Below are 22,669 nucleotides of genomic sequence, written 5' to 3'. Positions count from 1 at the left end.
GCGCTCCTCGTCAGCGTTGGGCGAGCTGGGTGGCGTAGAGGCAGATGGCGGCGGCGACGGAGAGGTTGAGGCTCTCGGCGCGGCCGCGCATGGGCACCCGGACCCGGTGGTCGGCGCGGGCGGCCAGGGCGGGGTCCAGGCCCCGGGCCTCGTTGCCGAACAGCCACAGCACCGGGCCGGCCAGCAGCCCGTCGTCCCCGGCGACGTCCAGGTCCACCTCGCCGTCGCCGGCGGCGGCCAGCACGGTGACCCCGGCGGCCCGGACGTCGTCCAGCAGGGGCTCGAGGGGGGCACTGCGGACGACGTCGACGTGGAAGAGGCTGCCGGCGCTGGACCGGACGACCTTGCCCTGGAAGGGGTCGGCCGAGCCCGCGCCGAACACGACGGTCCGGGCCCCGCAGGCATCGGCGGTGCGCAGCACGGTGCCGGCGTTGCCCGGGTCGTTGAGCTCGGCCAACGCGACGGCCAGCTGCGGCGGGTCGGTGGCCAACGAGGAGGCCGGCACGTCCCGCAGGGGGCAGACGGCGACCAGGCCCTGCGGGGTGGCGGTCTCGCTCAGCCCGGCGGCGGCCTTCTCGGTGACCAGCCGGACCGGGACGCCGGCGCCGGCGAGCAGCTCGCGGTGGGCGTCGGCGGCGGCCTCGGTGGCGAACACCTCGGCCGCTGCCCCGGCCTCCAGCGCCTCGACGACGGACTGCCGGCCCTCGGCCAGGAACAGCCCGGCGGCGTCCCGGCCGGCCCGGCGGGTGAGCTTGCGGGCGGCGGCGACGCGGGCGTTGCGCTCGGTCAGCGGTTCGGTCAACGCGGGTCCTCCCTGGACACACGACGACGCCGCCGGTGCCGGGCGGGTGCCCGGCGCCGACGGCGTCGTGAGGAACTCAAGCGGCGGCGACGCCGGTCTGGTTCGGGGCGGCGGCGACCGCGGCGCGCGCGGTCTCCACCAGGGCCGCGAAGGCGGCGGGCTCGTTGACGGCCAGCTCGGCGAGGACCTTGCGGTCCAGCTCGATGCCGGCCAGCTTCAGGCCCTGCATGAAGCGGTTGTACGTCATGTCGTTCTGCCGCGCCGCGGCGTTGATGCGGGTGATCCACAGCTTGCGGAAGTCACCCTTGCGCACCTTGCGGTCGCGGTAGGCATAGGTGGCCGAGTGGAGCAGCTGCTCCTTGGCCTTGCGGTACAGCCGCGAACGCTGACCCCGGTAGCCACTGGCTGCCTCGAGGGTCGTCCGGCGCTTCTTCTGGGCGTTGACCGCCCGCTTCACGCGTGCCACGTGATAGCTCCTGTCTGTCTAGGGGGGAGAGAGGGGCGCCGGTCAGAGACCGAGCAGCTTCTTCATCCGGGGGGCGTCGGCGGGGGACAGCACGGCGGCGCCCTTGACCCGGCGCTTGCGCGAGGAGGACTTCACCTCGAACTTGTGCTGGTTGTTCGTGTGCTCGCGGACGAGCTTCCCGGTGCCGGTCACGCGGATGCGCTTGGCCGTGCCCTTGTGGGTCTTGTTCTTCGGCATGTCCTCAGTCCTCGTTCGGTGTGTGGGGCCGGCTCAGGCCTGGTCGGCCTCGGCGGGCTCGATCGGCGCCGGCTTCGGCGGCGCCTGGGGGGCCAGGGGCCGCATCTCCTGCTCGGGGGCGGCCTCGGACCCGGCCTCGTTCTCCGCGGCCTTGGCCTTCTTGCGCTCCACGATCTGGGCCTGCTGCGCCGCCTGGTTCCGGTGCGGGGCGATGACCATGACCATGTTGCGGCCGTCCTGCTTGGGGTTGGACTCCACGACGCCCAGTTCGGTGACGTCGCCGGCCAGCCGCTGCAGCAGTCGGTAGCCCATCTCGGGCCGCGACTGCTCACGACCACGGAACATGACCGTGATCTTGACCTTGTCGCCACCCTTGAGGAAGCGGACGACGTGGCCCTTCTTGGTCTCGTAGTCGTGCGGGTCGATCTTCAGGCGCAGACGCATCTCCTTGATGACGGTCTGCGTCTGGTTGCGCCGGGCCTCGCGCTCCTTCTGAGCGGCCTCGTACTTGTACTTGCCGTAGTCCATCAGCTTGACGACGGGCGGCCGGGCCATGGGAGCGACCTCGACGAGGTCGAGCTCGGAGTCCTGGGCCAGGCGCAGGGCCTCGCCGATCGGCACGATGCCGACCTGCTCGCCCTCGGGTCCGACGAGGCGGACCTCGGGGACACGGATGCGGTCGTTGATGCGGGGCTCGGTGATGGCCTCTCCTCTGCGTTCTGCGGTGAGGAGTCAGCGTCCCGGCCCGGCAGTCCGGCAACGAGTGGTGGCCCCGTCGGCTGTGCCGACGGGGCCCACTCGTCCGGTCACGCCCTCGACCCGGTGAGGGGTGGGGCGAGCCAGGACCGACGGATCGGCCCCGGTCTTCCGGGTGACCTGGGTGCCTGTGACGGCGCCAGGTGGGAGCGGGCTCCTCTTGGTGCGACGGCCCGGGGCGGGGTCGTCGCGGTGGTGCGCCTCATGTAGCGGGGTGAGGCGTCGTTCAGACTACCCCGTCCACCCGGCTGGCGGCCAGCAGGGCGCGCATGCCCTCCACCGCGCGCACCGCACGCTCGCCGTCGGCGGCCTGCACGGCCAGCACCGACATCTCGTCGTCGTCGCTGAGCAGCAGGCTGGCCCAGGGCGAGTGCTCGTCGAACCGCACCGCCCGGACGTGCTCCCAGGGCACCACGTGGGTGCCCACGATGTTCCGCACGGTCACCGCGTCGGCGTCGGCGGTCATCCGCGGCCGGGCGCAGTAGAGGATCGCCCCGCCCAGCAGGAGCCCGATGCCCATGGTGGCCACCTGGTCCGACGTCCGGAACGCCACCACACCGGTGGTCGAGGTCTTGAGCAGCACCGACACGGCGACCATCACCCCGACGACCAGGGCCGCACTGATCGCGAACCAGATCCTCATCCGGAGCGGGGTGGCCTCGACGGTGGGCGGCGTCGCTGGAGTGGTCACCCCCCTACTGTCCCAGGGGTGTCGACCAGCAGCGAGATCACCGGGAGCATCCAGCACGCCGCGTGGCAGGCGCGCGAACTCCCCGCGGTCGAGCAGCTGCGCCCGGACCTCTGGTCGATCCCGGTCCCCATCCCGCACAACCCGCTGCGCTACGTGTCGGTCTACGCCTTCGCCCTCGAGGGCGGCGGGATCGGGCTGGTCGACTGCGGCTGGGAGTCCGACGCCGGCTGGGAGGCCCTGACCGGCGGGCTGGCCGGCATCGGCGCCGACGTCGGCGACGTGGCCGGGGTGCTGGTCACCCACATGCACTACGACCACCTGGGCCTGGCCGCGCGGGTGCGGGAGGCCAGCGGCGCGTGGATCGCCATGCACCCCGCCGACGGCGACGTCGTCCGGCAGTGGTCGCAGCGCTCCGGCGACCAGGCGGTGGAGCGCAACGTGGCGTTCATGGTCGGGCTGGGCGCCGACCCCGCGACCGCCGCAGCCGACGTCGGCGACCCCGAGCGCTGGACCCGGTTCACCCAGATGGCCGTCCCCGACCGCGAGCTGGTCGACGGCGACCTGGCCGCGTTCCCCGGCTGGTCGCTGCGCGCGGTGCACACCCCGGGCCACACGGCCGGGCACCTCTGTTTCGCCGAGGAGCGCACCGGCCTGTTCCTGTCCGGGGACCACGTGCTCCCGCGCATCAGCCCCAACATCTCCACCGAGTCCGGCGGCGCGCCCGACCCGCTGCGGGACTACCTGTCCTCGCTGGCCGCCGTCGGGGACCGGCCCGAGCCCACCGAGGTCCTCCCCGCCCACGAGTGGCGCTTCACCGGCCTCGCCGCCCGGGCCGCCGAGCTGCAGGCCCACCACGAGACCCGGCTGGCCGAGCTCCTGGCCGCCGTCCGGGCGCACCCGGGCAGCACCCCTTGGGAGCTGGCGGCCCACCTGACCTGGTCGCGGCCCTGGTCGTCCTACGAACGCAGCATGCGGGTGTTCGCGGTGACCGAGACCGACGCGCACGTCCGGCTGCTGGCCAGCCGCGGGGACGTCGTCGGCACAGGCGACGCGGTGCAGACCTGGACCGCCGTCGCGCCGTGAGGTTCGCCGACCTCGCCGACCGGGTGCGGGCCGCTCCCCCACTGCTGGGCGACACCCGGCTGGTCTGCGTCGACGGCCCCGCCGGGTCGGGCAAGACGACGTTCGCCGACCGGCTGGCCGCAGAGCTGGCCGCGCCCGTGGTGCACCTGGACGACCTCTACGCCGGCTGGACGCTGGACGGGGTCACCGGGCGCCTCACCGATCAGGTGCTGGCGCCGGTGGCGGCCGGCCAGGACGCCGTCTTCGCCGCCTACGACTGGCACGCCGGCGCCTTCACGGTGCCCACGACGGTGCCGGCGCGAGCACACCTGGTGGTGGAGGGCTGCGGCGCGGCCGCCCGGGCGATCGACCACCTGGTCACCGTGCGGGTCTGGGTGCAGGCCCCGCCGAAGGTGTGCGCGCGGCGCTGGGCCGAGCGTGGGGGTGCCGCGATGACGGCGTTCCAGCCCGAGTGGGCGCGCGCCGAGGCGGTCGTCTTCGCCCGCGAGGACACCCGCGCCCGGGCCGACGTGCTCGTGGACGGCGACCCCGGCGAGGACCCGGGGCCGGCGGCCTTCGCGGTGCTCTGACCTACCGTGGCCCGACGTGGCCACCACCGCACTGCTCCGACCGCCCACGTCCTCCCCCACCCCGCCGCCGGCGCCCGCGCCGGGTGTCCGCTGGGTGCCGCTGGGCGTGGCCGCCGTCCTCGCCGCCGGACTGGTCGCGTTCGTCGCCGTCCGGCACGGGGCGCAGCAGGCGGTGCTGCTCGGCCTGGGCCTCGGCCTGGGGGCGGCGCTGTTCCACAGCCGGTTCGGGTTCACCTCCGCCTGGCGACAGCTGGTCGCGGTGGGCAACGGCAGCGGGTTGCGGGCCCACACGCTCCTGCTGGGCACGACGGCGACGCTCTTCGCGCTGGTGCTGGGCACCGGCACGGGCCTGTTCGGGACGACGCCGGGCCCCTCGGCCGGGTCGCTGGGCGTCGGGCTGGTGGCCGGGGCGGTGCTGTTCGGGGTCGGCATGCAGCTGGGCGGGGCGTGCGCCTCGGGCACGCTGTTCGCCGTCGGCTCGGGCCAGTCCTCGATCCTGCTGACCCTGGGCGGGTTCATCGCCGGCACGGTGCTCTACGCGTGGGCGTTCCCGCTGGTCGACGACCTCCCCGCCTTCCCCGCGTTCCTGCTGTCCGACCACGTCGGCTGGGCCGGCTCGTGGGCGGTGACCATCGCGCTGCTGGCCGTCGTGTGGTTCGTCTCGGCCGCGGTGCAGCGCCGCCGGGTGCCCCCGCCCACCGAGCCCCCGCCCTCGGCGCGGGGCGTGGCCCGGGTGCTGCGCGGCTCCTGGCCGCTGTGGGTCGGCGCGCTGGTGCTGTCGGTGCTCGGCGCCGGGGTGCTGCTGGTCTCCGGCGGCGCCTGGGGCATCACCAGCGCGTTCACCCTGTGGGGCTCCAAGCTGCTGCAGCTGGTCGGCCTGCACCCCGAGGAGTGGCTGTACTGGTCGGGCTCGCGCTCGGCCCAGCTCGCCGCCCCGGTGCTCACCGACACCGTCTCGCTGACCAACATCGGCATCATGGTCGGGGCGGCCCTCGCCTCGGCCGCCGGCGGCGCCTGGGTGCTGCACCGCGGCATCCCGGCCCGCACCGCGGCAGCTGCGGTGATCGGCGGGGTCCTGATGGGCGTCGGGGCCCGGCTGGCCAGCGGCTGCAACATCGGCGCCTACCTGGCCGGGATCGCCTCGGGCAGCGCGTCCGGCTGGATCTGGGGCATCGCCGCGCTGGCCGGCACCTGGCTCGGCATCCGGGCCCGCCGGGTCTTCGGCCTCGGCGTCCCCGCCCCGCGCGACAGCGTCTGCTGAGGAGCGGCATCCTCGTGGGCGTGAGCCTCCCCCAGCACGGCCGGTACGCCTACAGCGCGCTGCCCGACCGCCCGGTCTACGACTGGCCCGACGGGAAGCGGCTGGCGGTCTACGTCGCGGTCAACCTCGAGGTCTTCGACTTCGGCGGCGGCCGGGGCGCCGAACTGGCCCCGGGCGGCGGCGACCCCGACGTCCTCAACTACTCCTGGCGCGACTGGGGCAACCGGGTCGGCGCGTGGCGCCTGATGGAGACCCTGGACACCCTCTGCCTGCCGGCCAGCGTGCTCGCCAACAGCCGGGTGCTCGCCGAGTGCCCGGGCCTGGTCGAGGCACACCTGGCCCGCGGCGACGAGCTGGTCGGGCACGGCCGCACCAACGCCGAGCGGCAGGCCGACCTGTCCGAGGACGACGAACGGGCGCTGATCGCCGAGGTGACCCGGGAGCTGACCGGGGCGACGGGGACGGCACCGGCCGGGTGGCTGGGACCCTGGATCTCGCAGAGCCACCACACCCCCGACCTGCTGGCCGAGGCCGGCTACGGCTACCTGCTGGACTGGGCGCACGACGACCAGCCGACCTGGTTCGCCACCCGCGGGGGCGGCCGCATCCTGTCGCTGCCCTACCCGCAGGAGCTCAACGACATCCCGGCCGTCGTGTCCCGGCAGGTGTCCGGCCAGGAGTTCGCCGACATGGTGGTCGCCACCTTCGACGAGATGGTCGAGCAGTCCCGCAGCGCCCCGCTGGTCATGGGCATCGCGCTGCACCCCTACGTGGTCGGCCAGCCGCACCGGCTGCGGCCGCTGCGCACGGCACTGGCGCACGTCGCAGCCCGTCGCGACGAGGTCTGGCTGACCACCGCCGGAGCCGTCGCCGCGCACGCCGCGACGGTGGCGCCGTGACCGACCTGCCGCTGTCCGGGTACACGGTGGCCGTGACCGCCGAGCGGCGCGCCGCCGAGCTCGTGGCCCTCCTGGAGCGGCGGGGGGCCCGGGTCGTGCACGCCCCGGCGATCCGGGTCGTGCCGCTGGCCGACGACACCGACCTGGTCGCCGCCACCCGGGCCGTCCTCGCCGCGCCGGTCGACCTGGCGGTGGCCACCACCGGCGTCGGCTTCCGCGGCTGGGTCGAGACCGCGGCGGCGTGGGAGCTCCCGCTCGTCGAGCACCTGACCCCTGCCCGGGTGCTGGCCCGCGGCCCGAAGGCCCGCGGTGCGATCCGCGGTGCCGGCCTCGTCGACGCCTGGTCGCCGGAGTCGGAGAGCTCGACGGAGGTGCTCTCGCACCTGCTGTCCGGCGCCGAGGGCCCGCTGGCCGGGCGCCGCATCGCCGTGCAGCTGCACGGGGACCCGCTGCACGACCTGGTCGACGGCCTGCGCGGCGCCGGTGCCGAGGTGGTCACCGTGCCGGTCTACCGGTGGGTGCTCCCGGAGGACACCGGGCCGCTGCGTGCGCTGGTGCACGCCGTCGCCGCCCGGGAGCTCGACGCGGTCACCTTCACCTCGGCGCCCGCGGCGGCCAGCCTGCTGCAGGTGGCGGCCGAGGAGGGCGTGCGGGACGAGGTGCTGGCCGGCTTCGGGTCCGGGGTGCTCGCAGTGTGCGTGGGTCCGGTGACCGCGGCCCCGCTCGAGGCCCTCGGGGTGGTCACGCAGCAACCCGTCCGGGCCCGGCTGGCCGACCTGGCCCGCGAGGTCGTGGCCCGGCTGCCCGAGCGGGGACCTGCCCCGCGGGGATGACGTCGGCGACCGTGCCACTGCGGATCACCCGCCCGACCAGGATGATCACGCCTGTGACGGAGCCCGGGCGCCAGCTGATCGAGTCCGGGTTCGGCATCGCCGGGTCGATGACCGCGGCGGCCGCGACCGTCGTCTACTCCCCCGCCGACGCCGCCCTCCAGCTCGACGACCGGTTCGGCGGCTGCCTGCGCGAGCTCGCCGACGACCTCGCCGACGCCGCGCTGCCCCGCCGCGAGCGGGCCCGGGCCGGCGCCGCCCTGGCCTTCGCCGTCGAGCACGGCGTGACGCTCAGCCGCCGGGACCGCCGGGTCCGCGCCGACGGGTTCTTCACCGAGCGCGCCGGTGGCCGGGTCGCGGCCCGCGAGATCGGCGAGGGCGTGCTCTGGGCCGCCCGCGGCTCGGCCGACGACCGCCGGGTGCGGCACCTGGGCTACCTGCTGGCCGAGGTGGTCGTCTCCCCCGACGTGGACGCCGCGCTGGCCGACCGGGTGCTCCGGACGACGGCCCGGCTGTCCTGGCGGCAGCTGGTCCTGCTGGCCGCGGTCGGCCGCCGGGAGCGCTCACCGCTGCCGCTGACCCCGGTCCCCGTCGATGCCCGTGCCTGGACGACGTGGGGCGCCGTCGAGGACCTCACCGAGCTGCAGCAGACCGGGCTGCTCGACCCCCCGGTCGCCGTCCCCCGGCCCGGTGGCGCCGCGCTGGCCCGGCTGCGCCCCGCCGACCTGCGGCTCACCCGGCGCGGGGTGCTGGTGCACCGGCTGCTGGCCCTGGACGTCGTCCGGGCCGACGAGGTCGACGCGGCGCTGGCCGCCCTCGTCCCGGGCTGATTGCCGATCTGGCAAGGACCCTCTCCTGCGACGCACCGACCGGGCAGGCTGGGGCCATGACGACCGATGCCATCGAGTGGGACGACCGCTACGGACCCGAGCAGATCTGGAGCGGGCAGCCCAACGGCACCCTGGTCGCCGAGGTCGCCGGCCTGACGCCGGGGCGGGTCCTCGACGTGGGGTGCGGCGAGGGCGCCGACGCGGTGTGGCTGGCCGGGCAGGGCTGGCAGGTCACCGCGCTCGACGTCTCCCGGGTCGCCCTGGACCGGGCCGCCCGGCACGCCGCCGACGCCGGGGTGGAGATGACCTGGGTGCCCACCGGCCTGCTCGACGCCGGCCTGCCGGCCGGGTCGTTCAACCTGGTCAGCGCCCAGTACCCGGCGCTGCGCAGCACCCCGGGCCGCGACGCCGAACAAGCGCTGCGGACGGCGGTGGCGCCCGGCGGGACGCTGCTGGTGGTGCACCACGCCCTCGTCGACACCGCCGAGGCGGCCGCCGCCGGCTTCGACCCCGCCGACTACGTGAGCCCGGCCGACGTCGCCGCCACTCTGGACGCCGACTGGGAGGTGCAGGTGCACGAGGAACGCCCCCGGCACGTCACCGGCGGCGCCGGCGCGCACCACACCCACGACGTCGTCCTCCGGGCCCGCCGGCTGCGCTGACGCCGTCCTCAGCCGCCTCCGTGCGTCCTCCTCCACCGACGTCGGTGGCTGAGGACGCACGGTGCTCGTCGGAGCTGATCGACGCCCGGGGGGCGGGGTCAGTCGAGGGAGCCGCGTTGCTTCTTCAGCTGGCCGCGCTGCTTCTTCGCGGTGATCCGGCGTTCCTTGGACCCGCGGGTGGGCTTGGTCTTCCGGCGGGGCGGGGCGGGGGGTGCCAGGGCCTGGCCGATGGCCATCGCCATCCGGGCGCGGGCGGCCTCCCGGTTGCGCAGCTGCTGGCGGTGCTCGGACGCCGCGATCGTCAGGACGCCGTCGACCAGCCGGCCCCCGATCCGCTCGGTGAGCCGGGCCAGCTGGTGCTCGGTGAGCCCGGGGATGTCCAGGGGACGGACCGACAGCTCGACCCGGCTGTCGGCGGTGTTCACGCCCTGCCCACCCGGTCCGCTCGAGCGGCTGAACCGCCAGCCGAGCATCGCCGCGGGCACCGTCAGGCGCGGGGTGACCGGGAGGTCGCCGGAGGCGTCGTCGGTGGGCACGAGGACCATCCTCCCGTGTCCACCCTCGCAGCTGCCCTCGCCGCCGGTCCCGTCGTCCTCGACGGAGGGCTGTCCACCGAGCTGGAGGCCCGCGGGCACGACGTGACCAGCGCGCTGTGGTCGGCCCGGTTGCTGCGCGACGACCCCGGTGCGGTCCGGGACGCGCACGCGGCGTTCGCCGCCGCCGGCGCCCAGGTGGCCACCACGGCCAGCTACCAGGCGACGGTGCCCGGCTTCGAGGCCGCCGGGTTCGACGACGCCCGGGGGCTGATCGCCCGCTCGGTGCAGCTGGCCCGCGAGGGCGCCCCGGGGTCGTGGGTGGCCGGGTCGGTCGGCCCGTACGGGGCGTACCTGGCCGACGGGTCGGAGTACACCGGCGCCTACCTGGACGACGTGTCCATCGACGAGCTGCGGGCCTTCCACCGCCCACGGCTGGCCACCCTGGTCGAGGCCGGCGTCGACGTCCTCGCGCTGGAGACGCTGCCCGGCGCGGCCGAGGTGGAGGCGCTGCTGGCCGAGGTCACCGCGCTCGACGCCCCGGCCTGGGTCTCCGTGTCGGCGGTGACCGGCCCGGACGGGGTCACCCGCACCCGCCGGGGCGAGCCGCTGTCCGACGTCCTGGGCATGACCCGCGGCATCGACCAGGTGGTCGCCGTCGGGGTGAACTGCACCGACCCGGCCGCCGTCGTCCCGGCCGTGGTGTGGGCGAGGGTGTCCAGCGGCAAGCCGGTGGTGGTCTACCCCAACAGCGGCGAGACCTGGGACGCCGACGCCCGCGCCTGGACCGGCACCCCCGGGGTCGGCGACGTCTCGGCCTGGCTGTCGGCCGGAGCCCGGCTGGTCGGGGGCTGCTGCCGGGTGCGCCCGGACGACGTGGCCGCGATCGCGGCCACCGTCGCCGGGAAGGTCTGAGCCGTAGGGGACGCTGGACAGCACGATGACCCTCTCCGACACCACCCCCGACCTCGTCGCGCTGCTCGACCAGGGCAACGACCCCGACGCGCTCTTCGAGCGGTTCGCCGGCTGGGCGGCCGACACGGGCACCGTGCTGTACCCGGCGCAGGAGGAGGCGCTGATCGAGCTGGTCAGCGGGGCCAACGTCGTGCTGGCCACCCCGACCGGGTCGGGCAAGTCGCTGGTCGCCACCGGCGCGTTGTTCGCCGCCCTGGCCCAGGACCGGGTGTCGTTCTACACCGCGCCGATCAAGGCGCTGGTCAGCGAGAAGTTCTTCGCCCTGTGCGGGGTGTTCGGCGCGGAGAACGTCGGCATGCTCACCGGTGACGCCTCGGTCAACGCCTCGGCGCCGATCATCGCCTGCACCGCCGAGGTGCTGGCCAACATCGCGCTGCGCGAGGGCGCCGGGGCCGACATCGGCCTGGTCGTGATGGACGAGTTCCACTTCTACGGCGACACCGACCGCGGCTGGGCCTGGCAGGTGCCGCTGATCGAGCTGCCGAAGGCCCAGTTCCTGCTCATGTCGGCGACCCTGGGCGACACCACCGAGCTGCGCGCCGACCTCTCCCGCCGCACCGGCCGGGACACCGCGCTGGTGGCCAACGCCGAGCGCCCCGTGCCGCTGACGCACTACTACGCGACCACCCCGATGCACGAGACGATCCAGGAGCTGCTGGACACCCGGCAGGCCCCGGTCTACGTCGTGCACTTCACCCAGGCCTCGGCGCTGGAACGCGCGCAGGCGCTGATGAGCGTGAACGTCTCCACCAAGGAGCAGAAGCAGGCGATCGCCGACATGATCGGCGGCTTCCGGTTCTCCAGCGCCTTCGGGACGACGCTGTCCCGGCTCGTGCGGCACGGCATCGGCGTGCACCACGCCGGGATGCTGCCCAAGTACCGCCGGCTGGTCGAGCAGCTCGCCCAGGCCGGGCTGCTGAAGGTCATCTGCGGCACCGACACCCTGGGCGTGGGCATCAACGTTCCGATCCGCACCGTGGTGTTCTCTGCGCTCTCCAAGTACGACGGCACGCGCACCCGGCTGCTCAACGCGCGTGAGTTCCACCAGATCGCCGGCCGCGCCGGACGCGCGGGCTACGACACCGCGGGCACCGTCGTCGTCCAGGCACCCGAGCACGAGGTGGAGAACCTCAAGCAGTTCGCCAAGGTCGCCGACGACCCCAAGAAGCGCCGCAAGCTGGTCCGCCGCAAGGTGCCCGAGGGCATGGTGCCGTGGAGCGAGGCCACCCAGCAGCGGCTGATCGCCGCCGACCCCGAGCCGCTGAGCAGCCACCTGAGGGTCTCGACCGGGATGATCCTCAACGTCGTCGCCCGCCCCGGCGACCCGTTCGCGGCCATGCGGCACCTGCTCACCGACAACCACGAGCCGCGCAAGCGCCAGCTGCGGCTGGTCCGGGAGGCCATCGGCATCACCCGCGGCCTGGTGACCGCCGGGGTGCTCGAGCGCCTCGACGTCCCCGAGCCCGACGGACGGCGCTACCGGCTCACGGTCGACCTGCCGCCGGACTTCGCGCTCAACCAGCCGCTGTCGACGTTCGCGCTGGCCGCGATCGGGCTGCTGGACCCCGACTCGGCCGCCCCGTCGCCCTCGGTGCCGGAGTCCCCCGGCTCGAGCACCTACGCCCTGGACGTCGTGTCGGTCATCGAGGCCACCCTCGACGACCCGCGGCAGATCCTGGCCGCCCAGCTCAACAAGGCCAAGGGCGCGGCCGTGGCGCAGATGAAGGCCGAGGGCATCGAGTACGAGGAGCGGATGGAGCTCCTGGAGGAGATCGCGTACCCCAAGCCCCTGGAGGAGCTGCTGGAGTACGCCTTCGAGACCTACCGGGCGGGCAACCCGTGGGCCGCGGACGCCCAGCTGTCGCCCAAGTCGGTCGTGCGGGACATGTGGGAGAAGGCGTTCACCTTCCGCGAGCTGGTCAACGAGTACCAGCTCACGCGCTCGGAGGGGGCGGTGCTGCGCTACCTGTCCGACGCGTTCAAGGCGCTCCGTTCCGGGGTGCCGGCCGACGCCCGCACCGAGGAGGTCACCGACATCGTCGAGTGGCTCGGCGAGCTGGTCCGGCAGGTCGACTCCTCGCTGCTGGACGAGTGGGAGGAGCTGACCAACCCCTCGGCCCCGCTGGACGCGCCGGTCGCCGTCCCCGCCCGGCCGCGGCCGGTCACCGGCAACGAGCGCGCGTTCACCGCGATGGTGCGCAACCAGCTCTTCCGCCGGGTCGAGCTGTGGGCCCGCCGCCGCTGGTACGACCTGGGGCAGCTCGACGCCGCCGCCGGCTGGGACGCCGAGGCCTGGGGCGACGTGGTGCAGGCCTACTTCGCCGAGCACGAGGAGGTGCAGACCGGCGCCGACGCCCGCGGCCCGGCGCTGCTGGTGGTCGACAAGGCCGAGCCCGGCCTGTGGCGGGTGCGCCAGATCGTCGACGACCCGGCCGGGGACCACGACTGGGGCTTCGACGTCGAGGTCGACCTGGAGGCCTCCGACGAGGAGGGCTCGGCGGTCATCCGCCTGGTGGGAGCCGGCCGCAAGGACTGAGGAGTTGCCGGGCGCAACCGTGTGCCCGGTCACAGGGGCCCGCTGTGGGAGGGTCCCGGCGATGTCGTCGTGACGGTGTGGGAGATGGTCGCGGTCGCCCTGGCCGGGCTGGCCGCGGGGTCGATCAACGCCGTCGTCGGCTCGGGGACGCTGGTCACCTTCCCGGTGCTGCTGGCCGTCGGTCTCCCGCCGGTGACCGCCACGGTGTCGAACTCCCTGGGGCTGGTGCCGGGCAACCTCACCGGCGCGATCGGGTACCGGCGCGAGCTGGCCGGCCAGCGCCGGCTGGTGCTCTCGCTGCTGCCCGCCTCGGTGCTCGGCGCGCTGACCGGGGCGTTCCTGCTGCTGCACCTGCCCGCCGCGGCCTTCGAGACCGTCGTCCCCGGCCTGGTCGCGCTCGCCGTCGTCCTGGTCGCCACCCAGCCGCTGCTGCAGCGGTGGCTCGCCCGGCGCCGGGAGCGGGCCGGCGCCGTCCCGCTGGCCGACGTGCGGGTGCGGGGCGGCCGGCTCGCCGCGCTGTTCGCCGGGGCGTACGCCACCGGCACCTACGGCGGGTACTTCGCGGCCAGCCAGGGCGTGCTGCAGATCGGCGTCTTCGGCCTGCTGCTGCCGCACTCCCTGCAGCAGCTGAACGCGATCAAGAACGTGCTCACCCTCGGGGTCAACGCGGTCGCCGCGCTGACCTACGTGGTCGTGGCCACCGACCGGATCGACTGGGTCGCCGCCGGACTGGTCGCCGGCGGCTCCCTGGTCGGCGGGTACCTGGGCTCCACCTTCGGGCGCCGGCTGCCGGCACCGGTGCTGCGGACGGCGATCGTCGCGCTCGGGATCACCGCCATCGTCGTGCTGGTGACCCGGTGAGCTGGTGGGAGTGGGCGCTGCTGCTCCTGGCCGGCGTCGGTGGCGGGCTGACCGGGTCGATCGCCGGGCTGGCCTCGCTGGTCAGCTACCCGGCGCTGCTGGCCTCCGGACTGCCGCCGGTGACGGCGAACGTGACCAACACCGTCGCCCTGGTCTTCAACGGGGTGGGCTCGATCAGCGCCTCCCGCCCCGAGCTCGTCGGGCAGGCACGCCGGCTCGTCCCGCTGTCCGGGGCCGCGCTGCTCGGCGGGATCACCGGCACCGTGCTGCTGCTCCTCACCCCGGCCGGGGGCTTCGAGCGGATCGTGCCCTTCCTCATCGCCGGGGCCTCGGTGGCGATCCTCGTGCAGCGCCCGCCCCGGGAGCTGGCCGCCGAGGGGGCCCGGCACTCCACCCGGTCGCAGTGGGGCCTGGCCCTGGGCGTCTACGCGATCGCCATCTACGGCGGCTACTTCGGGGCTGCGGCCGGTGTCCTGATGCTGGCGATGTTCCTGCTCACCACCGGCACCACCGTGCCCCGCGGCAACGCGGCCAAGAACGTGCTCCTGTTCGTGGCGAACCTGGTGGCCGCGGTCGGCTTCGCGCTGTTCGCCGATGTCGCCTGGGCCGCGGTGCTGCCCCTGGCCATCGGGTTCTTCGTGGGCGGGCGGTTGGGGCCGCGGGTGGTGCGTCGGGTGGACGGCACCTGGCTGCGCCGGGTGATCGCCGTCCTCGGTCTGGGCCTGGCGCTGAAGCTGGGCTTCGACGCGTTCGGCTGAGCTCAGCGCAGCGCGGCGACGGCGGCCGCCGTGGTCGTCACCCGGCCCAGCAGCGGGAACACCCGGGCGACGGCGAACTCGTGCATGACGGCGTCGATGCTGCTCATCGCGTCCTCCACCAGCACCACGGCGTACCCGTGCTCGTGCGCGGCCCGGGCGGTGGACTCCACCCCGAGGTTGGTGGCCAGCCCGCCGAGGACGACGGTGTCCACCCCGCGGGAGCGCAGCTCGGCGTCCAGCGCGGTGCCGTGGAAGCCGCCCCACCCGTGCCTGGTGAGCACCACGTCGCCCAACGGACGGATCTCGTCCACGACCTCCCCCAGCGTGGGCTGCAGGCCGTCGGAGCGGGTGCCGACGTCGGTGGGCTGCCGGAGGCCCCCGACGGGCGGCTCCATCTGCAGCAGCACCACCGGGGCACCCGCGGCCCGGAACGCCTCGGCCAGCTCGAGGGCGTTGTCCAGCACGGTGTCCGCCGGGTGCGGGGCGACGTCCCGGCTCACGAGACCCCGTTGCAGGTCCACCAGCACCAGGGCGCTGCGGGTGGGGTCGAGCGTGGCGACGGGCACGGGTGGGACCTCCGGGAGCGGGGGGCGAGCGGCCCAGGCTGCCACGTCCGGTGGAGTCACTCCACCCAGGCCGCGTCAGCCCCGGACGGTGTAGGCGGCCAGCAGCAGCACGAACCCGGCCGCACCCACCAGCAGCCGGGCCGGGGTCAGTCCGTTGAGCAGGCCGGCCGCCTCCGACACCGACTGCGCTCCCACGGTGCTGCGGCGGACCCGCACCTCGTCGGCGAGCAGCACCCCGCCGGCCCCCAGCAGGGCCAGGCCCAGGCAGAGGAAGACCGCGGCCAGCCGCTCGGGGAACCCGTCGGCCACCGGGGCCAGCGCGAGGACGACCACCAGGACGCCGACGACCAGGCCGAGGGCGGCGCCGGCGACCGGGGCCCAGGGGCCCATCCGGGTGCGCACCGCCCGGGGTGCGACGGCAGTCCGTCGGGGAGGCGGGTCGACCGGGTCCGCCGGCGCCTCGTGGGGCACCTCGGGCCAGACGTCACCGTCGCGGGAGAGGCCGGCGACCACCGCGGCCGGCGGGGCCGGGGGCTCGGCGGGGAACGGCGGCGCGGTGGGGACACCCGTCGGTCGATCGGTCATCGGTGATCACCTCGAGGGACGACCGTAGGGGGTGGGCGGGGCGCACGAGGGACCGCCGGGTCGACGAGTCGACGTGTCGACTCCTCGACCCGGCTGTGGTCGGCGGTGGTCAGAGCAGCCGACGGGTGCCCGGCTCGACCACCCGCAGCCACCGGTGGCCGTAGCCCTCCAGCGCCAGCTCGACCCGACCGCGGTCGTCGATCGGCGTCGAACCGTCCTGCAGCAGGTCGGCGAGCAGGTGGCCCTCGGCGCAGTCGGTGAGCACCAGCGGCACCCGCACCGGCTCGGCGGACAGGTTGTGCACCGCGACCAGGCTCCCGTCGTCCCAGGTGCAGCGGTGCGCCAGCACCGCGGCGTGCGGCTGCTCGAGCACCTCGAGGGCACCCCACCCGAGCTCGGGGCACTCCCGCCGGCGGGCGATCAACCGCTTCATGAACGACAGCAGCGAGTCGGGGTCCTTGCGCTGGTCGGCCACGTTGACGAACTCCGGTGCGTACCCGCCGGTCACCACCGGACCGGGCAGCTTCGACGCCCTCGCCCGGGAGAAGCCGCCGTTGACGCCCGACGTCCACTGCATCGGGGTGCGGACGGCCAGCCGGCTGCCCACCGACAGCTCCTCCCCCATGCCGATCTCCTCGCCGTAGAACAGCGTGGGGGTGCCGGGCAGGGAGAACAGCAGGCTGTAGACCATCCGCACCCGGCGGGGGTCCCCGGCCAGCATCGGGGGCAGCCGCCGGATGAGGCCCCGGTCGTAGACCTGCATCTCCGGGTCGGGGCCGAACGCGGCAAAGACCTCCTGGCGCTCGTCCTCGGTCAGCTTGTCCAGGGTCAGCTCGTCGTGGTTGCGCACGAACGTGGCCCACTGCGAGTCCGGCGACGTGGCGGGGCGACCCTGCAGGGCGGTCACCAGCGGGCCGGCGTCACCGCGGGCCAGGGAGAGGTAGGTGGCCTGCATGCCGATGAAGTCGAACTGCATGGTCAGCTCGTCGCCGTCGGTGCCGCCGTAGAACTCCAGCTGCTCCTCGAAGGGCAGGTTGACCTCGCCGAGCAGGATGCCGCCGTTGGTCCGCCGGTCCAGGAACGCCCGGATGTCGCGCAGGTAGGCGTGCGGGTCGGGCAGCGTCTCGGCCTGGCCCTCGGTGTTGCCGGAGGTGTCGATGAGGAAGGGGACGGCGTCCATCCGGAAGCCGTCCAGGCCCAGCTGGGTCCAGAACCCTACGATCTTGGCGATCTCGTCCCGGACCACCGGGTTCGTCACGTTCAGGTCGGGCTGGGTCTTGTAGAACTGGTGGAGGTAGTACTCCCCGGTCTTCTCGTCGAGCTCCCAGATCGAGTCCTCCTGGTCGGGGAAGACGACCTGGTCGCTGGTGTCGGGCGGGGTGTCCGAGCGCCAGACGTACCAGTCGCGGTACGGGTTGTCGGTGGACCTCCGGGACTCCTTGAACCAGGGGTGCTGGTCGGAGGTGTGGTTGACCACGAGGTCGGCGATCACCCGCAGGCCCCGGTCGTGGGCGGTGCGGATGACCTCCACGACGTCGCCGTGGTTGCCCAGCCGGGGGTCCACGCCGTAGAAGTCGGTGATGTCGTACCCGTCGTCCCGTTCGGCGGTCGGGTAGAAGGGCATCAGCCACAGGCAGGTGACGCCGAGGTCGACCAGGTGGTCCAGCCGCTGCGCCAGGCCGGTGAAGTCCCCGACCCCGTCGTCGTTCCAGTCCATGAACGTCTCGACGTCCAGGCAGTAGAGGACGGCGTTCTTCCACCACAGGTCGGCCGTGTCGGTGATCCTCACGCCAGCACCGCCGGCTGGGGCTCCTGCTCGGGACGACGGATGCCGGGCGGCCCGGGCGGGTCGATGGCCAGCGTCGGCTCGGGCACCTCGACGTCGAGCTGGGGCAGCACGTGCTCCCCGAACGCGTCCAGGAACGCCGTCTGGGTCTGGCCCACGTGGTGCAGCACGACCCGGTCGAACCCGAGCTCGGCGTACTCGGCGATCCAGGCCGCGTGCTGGCCGAGGTCGGCGGACACCCGCACGGCCTGGGCGACGTCCTCGCGGCTGACCAGCGCGGCGACCTGGTCGAAGCTCTTCGCGCCCTCGAGCTCCCAGCACAGCGGCGGGGGCAGCACGTTGGAGCGCCACTGGTCGTAGGCGGTCTCCATCGCCTCGTCGGCGTCCGGCGCCCAGGACAGGTGCAGCTGCAGGGTGGCCGGGCCGTGGCCGCCGGCGTCGCGGTAGGCGGCGAGCACCTCGCGCAGCCGGTCGTGCGGCTGGTTGATGGTGATCAGCCCGTCGGCCCAGTCGGCGCCGCGGCGCGCGGTCTCCGGGGTGACGGCCGGGGCGATGAGGGCGGGCTGCTGCTCGGGCAGGGTCCACAGCCGGGCCCGGTCGACGGTCACCAGCCCGTCGTGGGTGACCTCCTCGCCGGCCAGCAGGGCGCGGATGACGTCGACGCACTCGCGCAGCCGGGCGTCGCGCAGCTCCTTGCGCAGCCACTTCCCGCCGGTGATGTGCTCGTTCATCAGCTGGCCGCTGCCCAGGGCGATCCAGAACCGGCCGGGGAACATCTGGTTCAGCGTCGCGATGCCCTGGGCGATCACGGCCGGGTGGTACCGCTGCCCCGGTGCGTTCACCGCACCGAAGGGCAGCGACGTCGTGGCCATCGCGGCCCCGAGCCAGGCCCAGGCGAACCCGGACTGGCCCTGGCGGACGCTCCACGGCTCGAAGTGGTCGGAGCACATCGCGGCGGTGAAGCCGACCTGCTCGGCGTGCTGGACGGCGGCGAGCAGGTCCCGCGGTGGGATCTGCTCGTGGCTGGCGTGGAAGCCGATCACGGTCATGGGGGCTGTCTATCGGCTCCCGGGGGTCCGGGCATCCCGGGTTGCACTGGTCAACCAGGACCCACGACGGCAGGATCCCCCGTCGTGCACCCGTTCCCGCTGGTCCGCGGCTGGCGCGTGGAACCGTCCCCCGACCGGGCGTACCTGGACGTGGTGGACGCCACCGGGCACCCCCGGGCGCGGGTGGCCGGACCGGGCCCACGGCGGCTCACCCCGCGGGGCCGGCAGGTGCTCCAGGTGCTGCTCCCCGACGGCTCGGCCACGACGCTGACCAACGGCACCCGCTGGTGGGGCGGCCGCCGGGCGCGGACCCGCGGGATCCTGCCGCTGGCCGGGTCGACCTACGTCCTCCAGCACCGCAGCAGCCGGCGGGCCCGGGTGCTGCGGGACGGCGCCTGGATCGCCACCGCGCTGCGGGAGGTCGCGGGTCCCCGCATCGAGGTGCGCACGGTGCTGACCCCGGACGACGAGCTGGCCTGCGCGCTCCTGGGACACGTGCTGCGCCCCGGGCGCGGCAGCGTGCTCGGTGGGCTGGTGGAGGTCCTGGGTTCCGGCCCCTGAGCCCCGGGTCCGCCGGCGACGGGCACGCCCGGCGCAGGGAGACTGGTCCCGTGCTGCCACCTCCCGGGACCCCCGGCACCGACCTGCCGGTGCGGGCGGTGCTCGGTGAGCTGACCGACGCCCTGACCCGGCACGGCACCGCGGTGCTGGTCGCACCGCCCGGCACCGGGAAGACCTCGCTGGTCCCCCTCGAGCTGGCCGCGACGGGCACGGTGCTGGTCGCCGAGCCGCGCCGGGTGGCCGCCCGCGCCGCGGCCCGCCGGATGGCCTCGCTGGTCGGCGAGCGGGTGGGCGACCGGGTCGGGTTCAGCGTGCGCGGGGAGTCGAGGAGGTCGGCGGCGACCCGGATCGAGGTGGTGACCACGGGGCTGCTGCTCCGCCGGCTGCAGGCCGACCCCGAGCTGGCCGGCGTCGACACGGTGGTCCTGGACGAGGTGCACGAGCGGCAGACCGACACCGACCTCGCGCTGGCCTTCGCCCTCGACGTGCGGGCGACGCTGCGCCCGGAGCTCCGGCTGCTGGCCATGTCGGCCACCGCGCAGGCACAGCGGCTGAGCGAGCTCCTGGGCGCCGCGCCCGTCGTCGAGGCCACCGGGGCGCTGTTCGACGTGGAGACCGTGTGGTGTCCCCCGCGACCTCCGGTGCAGCCACCGCTGGGCACCCGGGTCGACCCGCGGCTGCTGGACGCCGTCGCCGACACCGTCCGCCGGGCGCTGACCGAGACCACCGGCGACGTGCTCGTCTTCCTGCCCGGGGCCGCGGAGATCGGCGGGGTGCAGAACCGGCTCGGCGGTCTGGACGTCGACGTCCGCCCGCTGCACGGCCGGCTGCCCAGCGCCGAGCAGGACGCCGCCCTGACCCCCGGACCGCGGCGCCGGGTGGTGCTGGCCACCGACGTCGCCGAGTCCAGCCTCACCGTCCCCGGCGTCCGGGTGGTCGTCGACGCCGGACTGGCCCGCACCCCCCGGGTCGACCTCTCCCGCGGTCTGGGCGCGCTGGTCACCGTGCCCGCGTCGGTCGCCGCAGCCACCCAGCGCGCCGGCCGGGCCGGGCGCGAGGGGCCGGGGCGGGTGTACCGGCTGTGGTCGGAGGCCGAGCACGGTCGCCGTCCGGCCGCCCCGGAGCCGGAGATGGCCACCGCCGACCTGACCCCGGTCGCCCTGGAGCTCGCGACCTGGGGCGCCCCCGGCGGCGTCGGGCTGGCACTGCTCGACCCGCCCCCGGAGGCCGCGATGGCCGTGGCCGGGCAGACGCTGCGCACCCTCGGCGCGGTCGACGACGAGGGCCGGGTGACCGACCGTGGTCGCCAGCTCTCCGGGGTCGGCGCGCACCCGCGGCTGGCCCGCGCCCTGGTCGACGGCACCCCGCTGGTCGGCCGGCGCCGAGCCGCGGAGGTGGTCGCGCTGCTGTCGGCCGACGGCAGCCCGCGCTCGGACGACCTGGTCGCGGCACTGCGTGAGGCCCGGCAAGGACACGGGCCGTGGCGGGAGGAGGTGCGCCGGCTGGAGCGCGCCGTGCCCGACGTCGGCCGCACCGACCTGACCGACGACGCCGCAGCCGGCCTGGTCACCGCGTTGGCCCACCCCGAGTGGCTGGCCCGCCGCAGACCGAAGACCGAGCGCACCTACCTGCTCGCCGCCGGCACCGGGGCGGAGCTGCCCCAGGGCACCGCCCTGGGCGGAGCGGAGTGGATCGCGGTGGCCGCCGCCGACCGCGCACCGGGCCGCCGGGACGCCCGGGTCCGGCTGGCCGTCGCCGTCGACCAGGACACCGCGCTCGAGGTGGGCGCGCACACCGACGGCCCCGAGGTGGTCTGGCGGGACGGCGACGTGCGGGCCGCCCGGGTCGAGCGGCTCGGCGCGATCGTGCTCACCCAGCGCCCGCTGCCCGACCCCGACCCCGACCTGGTCGCGGCCGCGGTCGCCGAGGGCCTGCGCACCGAGGGGCTGGCGCTGCTGCGCTGGACCCCGGCTGCGACATCGCTGCGCGAGCGGTTGGCCGCCGCGCACGCCGGGCTCGGCGAACCGTGGCCGGCCGTCGACGACCGCACGCTGAGCGACGCCCTGGGGGCCACCCCGCAGGTGCGGGCCGCCCGCGACCGGCACGACCTGCGCCGGCTCGATGTCCTCGCCGCGCTGCGGGCGCTGGTGCCGTGGGAGCTGGCCGCCACGCTGGAGGACGCCGTCCCGGAGAAGGTGACCGTCCCCGGCGGCGGCGGGCACACGGTCGACTACTCCAACCCGGAGAGCCCGACGGCCTCGATGCGGGTGCAGGAGGCCTTCGGCTGGAAGACGACCCCGACGGTGGCCGGGCGGCCGCTGCGCCTGGAGCTGCTCTCCCCCGCCCGCCGGGTGGTGGCCACCACCGGCGACCTGGCCGGCTTCTGGCAGACGGGCTACCCGACCGTGCGCAGCGAGCTCAAGGGCCGCTACCCCAAGCACCCCTGGCCCGAGGACCCCGCCCGGGCGCTGCCGATCCGGCGGGTCAAGCCCCGGAGCTGAGTCACACCGGGGGGCCGAGCATGATCTCGGCGTGCAGAGACGACACGTGGCCCCCGACATCTCCCGCTCCTGGCTGCTGGTCAACGGCGCCCGCGACCACGCCGAGTTCGACGCGGCGCTGGCCTCCCGGGCCGACCAGGTGATCCTCGACATCGAGGACGCGGTGGACCCCAAGGCCAAGCCGCAGGCCCGCGCCTCGGTCGTGGAGTACCTCTCCACCGAGCGCGACCGCCAGGCCTGGGTGCGGATCAACGACCACTCCACCCCGTTCTGGGCCGACGACGTCACCGCCCTGGCCGGCCTGCCCGGCCTGGCCGGCGTGATGCTCGCCAAGACCGAGGCCGCCGAGCACGTCACCGAGACCTACGACCGGCTCGGTGGCTCCACCCGGGTGCTGGCGCTCGTGGAGTCCGCCCTGGGCATCGAGGAGACGGTGCGGATCGCCTCGGCGCGCGGCGCCTTCCGGCTGGCCTTCGGCTCCGGTGACTACCGCCGCGACACCGGCACCGCCGCCGACGACCTGGCGATGGCCTACCCGCGCTCCCGCCTGGTCGTGGGCAGCCGGATCGGCGGCCTGCCCGGCCCGATCGACGGCCCGACCGTCGGCTCCAGCCACGGCGTGCTGCGCGAGGCCACCGGCGTCACCGTCTCCCTGGGCCTCACCGGCAAGCTCTGCCTGGACGTCGAGCAGCTACCGGTGATCAACGAGGTCATCAGCCCCACCCCCTCCGACGTCGCCTGGGCCACAGACTTCCTGGCCGACTTCGAGGCCCGCGGCCAGGTCATCCGGGACGGCAGCGACCTGCCCCGGCTCGGTCGCGCACGCAAGATCACCACGCTGGCGACGGCGCTGGGCATCCAGCCCTCCTGAG

Annotated in this window: 24 protein-coding genes; 14 read left to right on the top strand and 10 right to left on the bottom strand. The window is 75.1% G+C overall.

Annotated elements, in window-relative coordinates:
* Positions 1-10 precede the first annotated feature (10 nt).
* From F1C76_19615 to F1C76_19595, 5 genes are all read right to left on the bottom strand, one after another.
* Positions 11-802, bottom strand: a complete 792-nt coding sequence (locus F1C76_19615; GenBank protein QNG38471.1) for an RNA methyltransferase — start codon at positions 800-802, stop codon at positions 11-13.
* A gap of 76 nt (positions 803-878) precedes the next feature.
* Positions 879-1,268 carry a 50S ribosomal protein L20 gene (rplT, locus tag F1C76_19610; GenBank protein QNG38470.1) on the bottom strand — a complete coding sequence of 130 codons (390 nt, stop codon included), beginning with the start codon at positions 1,266-1,268 and terminating at the stop codon, positions 879-881.
* Positions 1,269-1,310: 42 nt separating this feature from the next.
* Positions 1,311-1,505 (bottom strand): 50S ribosomal protein L35, encoded by a 195-nt coding sequence (rpmI, locus tag F1C76_19605; protein ID QNG38469.1) that lies wholly within the window; start codon positions 1,503-1,505, stop codon positions 1,311-1,313.
* Positions 1,506-1,538: 33 nt separating this feature from the next.
* Positions 1,539-2,207 (bottom strand): translation initiation factor IF-3, encoded by a 669-nt coding sequence (locus F1C76_19600; protein ID QNG38468.1) that lies wholly within the window; start codon positions 2,205-2,207, stop codon positions 1,539-1,541.
* Between the two features lie 280 nt (positions 2,208-2,487).
* The gene (locus tag F1C76_19595; protein ID QNG38467.1) at positions 2,488-2,952 is read right to left on the bottom strand and encodes a PH domain-containing protein; all 465 of its coding nucleotides are present in this window, start codon (positions 2,950-2,952) and stop codon (positions 2,488-2,490) included.
* Positions 2,953-2,988: 36 nt separating this feature from the next.
* On the opposite strand from F1C76_19595, the gene F1C76_19590 reads away from it, so the two are divergent.
* From F1C76_19590 to F1C76_19560, 7 genes are read left to right on the top strand one after another with little or no spacing between them, the layout of a single operon-like run.
* Positions 2,989-4,035 (top strand): MBL fold metallo-hydrolase, encoded by a 1,047-nt coding sequence (locus tag F1C76_19590; protein ID QNG39398.1) that lies wholly within the window; start codon positions 2,989-2,991, stop codon positions 4,033-4,035.
* Positions 4,014-4,604, top strand: a complete 591-nt coding sequence (locus tag F1C76_19585; GenBank protein ID QNG39397.1) for an AAA family ATPase — start codon at positions 4,014-4,016, stop codon at positions 4,602-4,604. Before F1C76_19590 ends, F1C76_19585 begins: the two co-directional genes overlap by 22 nt.
* A 16-nt stretch (positions 4,605-4,620) precedes the next feature.
* A complete protein-coding gene (locus tag F1C76_19580; protein ID QNG38466.1) occupies positions 4,621-5,865 on the top strand; it encodes a YeeE/YedE family protein in 1,245 nt (414 codons plus the stop codon).
* Positions 5,866-5,885: 20 nt separating this feature from the next.
* Complete coding sequence (locus F1C76_19575; protein QNG38465.1) at positions 5,886-6,764, top strand: polysaccharide deacetylase family protein; 879 nt, start codon at positions 5,886-5,888, stop codon at positions 6,762-6,764.
* Positions 6,710-7,597: a uroporphyrinogen-III synthase gene (locus tag F1C76_19570; GenBank protein ID QNG39396.1), complete on the top strand. Its 888-nt coding sequence runs from the start codon at positions 6,710-6,712 to the stop codon at positions 7,595-7,597. Before F1C76_19575 ends, F1C76_19570 begins: the two co-directional genes overlap by 55 nt.
* A gap of 41 nt (positions 7,598-7,638) precedes the next feature.
* Entirely contained in the window at positions 7,639-8,424 is a 786-nt protein-coding gene (locus F1C76_19565) for a hypothetical protein (protein ID QNG38464.1), read from the top strand.
* A gap of 56 nt (positions 8,425-8,480) precedes the next feature.
* Entirely contained in the window at positions 8,481-9,086 is a 606-nt protein-coding gene (locus F1C76_19560; GenBank protein QNG38463.1) for a methyltransferase domain-containing protein, read from the top strand.
* Between the two features lie 98 nt (positions 9,087-9,184).
* Here the strand turns inward: F1C76_19560 and F1C76_19555 are convergent, their stop codons facing one another.
* Complete coding sequence (locus tag F1C76_19555; protein ID QNG38462.1) at positions 9,185-9,631, bottom strand: aminoacyl-tRNA hydrolase; 447 nt, start codon at positions 9,629-9,631, stop codon at positions 9,185-9,187.
* Positions 9,632-9,637: 6 nt separating this feature from the next.
* On the opposite strand from F1C76_19555, the gene mmuM reads away from it, so the two are divergent.
* The 4 genes from mmuM to F1C76_19535 all read left to right on the top strand — a co-directional run bounded on the left by mmuM (position 9,638) and on the right by F1C76_19535 (position 14,749).
* A complete protein-coding gene (mmuM, locus tag F1C76_19550; protein ID QNG38461.1) occupies positions 9,638-10,534 on the top strand; it encodes a homocysteine S-methyltransferase in 897 nt (298 codons plus the stop codon).
* Positions 10,535-10,559: 25 nt separating this feature from the next.
* The gene (locus tag F1C76_19545) at positions 10,560-13,130 is read left to right on the top strand and encodes a DUF3516 domain-containing protein (GenBank protein QNG38460.1); all 2,571 of its coding nucleotides are present in this window, start codon (positions 10,560-10,562) and stop codon (positions 13,128-13,130) included.
* An 84-nt stretch (positions 13,131-13,214) separates the two neighbouring features.
* Positions 13,215-13,991 carry a sulfite exporter TauE/SafE family protein gene (locus F1C76_19540; protein ID QNG39395.1) on the top strand — a complete coding sequence of 259 codons (777 nt, stop codon included), beginning with the start codon at positions 13,215-13,217 and terminating at the stop codon, positions 13,989-13,991.
* Complete coding sequence (locus F1C76_19535) at positions 13,988-14,749, top strand: sulfite exporter TauE/SafE family protein (GenBank protein ID QNG38459.1); 762 nt, start codon at positions 13,988-13,990, stop codon at positions 14,747-14,749. The genes F1C76_19540 and F1C76_19535 overlap by 4 nt, the downstream gene beginning before the upstream one ends.
* Positions 14,750-14,751: 2 nt before the next feature.
* Here F1C76_19535 and F1C76_19530 read toward each other — a convergent pair whose 3' ends face one another.
* From F1C76_19530 to F1C76_19515, 4 genes are all read right to left on the bottom strand, one after another.
* A complete protein-coding gene (locus tag F1C76_19530) occupies positions 14,752-15,315 on the bottom strand; it encodes an isochorismatase family protein (protein ID QNG38458.1) in 564 nt (187 codons plus the stop codon).
* Between the two features lie 75 nt (positions 15,316-15,390).
* The gene (locus tag F1C76_19525; protein QNG38457.1) at positions 15,391-15,900 is read right to left on the bottom strand and encodes a hypothetical protein; all 510 of its coding nucleotides are present in this window, start codon (positions 15,898-15,900) and stop codon (positions 15,391-15,393) included.
* A gap of 109 nt (positions 15,901-16,009) precedes the next feature.
* Positions 16,010-17,689, bottom strand: a complete 1,680-nt coding sequence (locus F1C76_19520) for a trehalose synthase (GenBank protein ID QNG38456.1) — start codon at positions 17,687-17,689, stop codon at positions 16,010-16,012.
* On the bottom strand, positions 17,686-18,735 hold the full coding sequence (locus tag F1C76_19515) for a TIGR03885 family FMN-dependent LLM class oxidoreductase (protein QNG38455.1): 1,050 nt from the start codon (positions 18,733-18,735) through the stop codon (positions 17,686-17,688). The genes F1C76_19520 and F1C76_19515 overlap by 4 nt, the downstream gene beginning before the upstream one ends.
* Before the next feature lie 84 nt (positions 18,736-18,819).
* On the opposite strand from F1C76_19515, the gene F1C76_19510 reads away from it, so the two are divergent.
* From F1C76_19510 to F1C76_19500, 3 genes are read left to right on the top strand one after another with little or no spacing between them, the layout of a single operon-like run.
* Entirely contained in the window at positions 18,820-19,296 is a 477-nt protein-coding gene (locus tag F1C76_19510; GenBank protein ID QNG38454.1) for a hypothetical protein, read from the top strand.
* Positions 19,297-19,346: 50 nt separating this feature from the next.
* Positions 19,347-21,797, top strand: coding sequence for an ATP-dependent helicase HrpB (gene hrpB / locus F1C76_19505; GenBank protein ID QNG38453.1), 2,451 nt, complete (start codon positions 19,347-19,349; stop codon positions 21,795-21,797).
* 31 nt (positions 21,798-21,828) lie between these two features.
* Positions 21,829-22,668, top strand: coding sequence for a CoA ester lyase (locus F1C76_19500; GenBank protein QNG38452.1), 840 nt, complete (start codon positions 21,829-21,831; stop codon positions 22,666-22,668).
* Position 22,669: the final 1 nt, after the last annotated feature.

Source organism: Geodermatophilaceae bacterium NBWT11 (genome assembly GCA_014218215.1).
Classification (GTDB): domain Bacteria; phylum Actinomycetota; class Actinomycetes; order Mycobacteriales; family Geodermatophilaceae; genus Klenkia.
The sequence above is the reverse complement of the archived record's forward strand: the minus strand, read 5'-3'. Positions and strand labels throughout refer to the sequence as shown.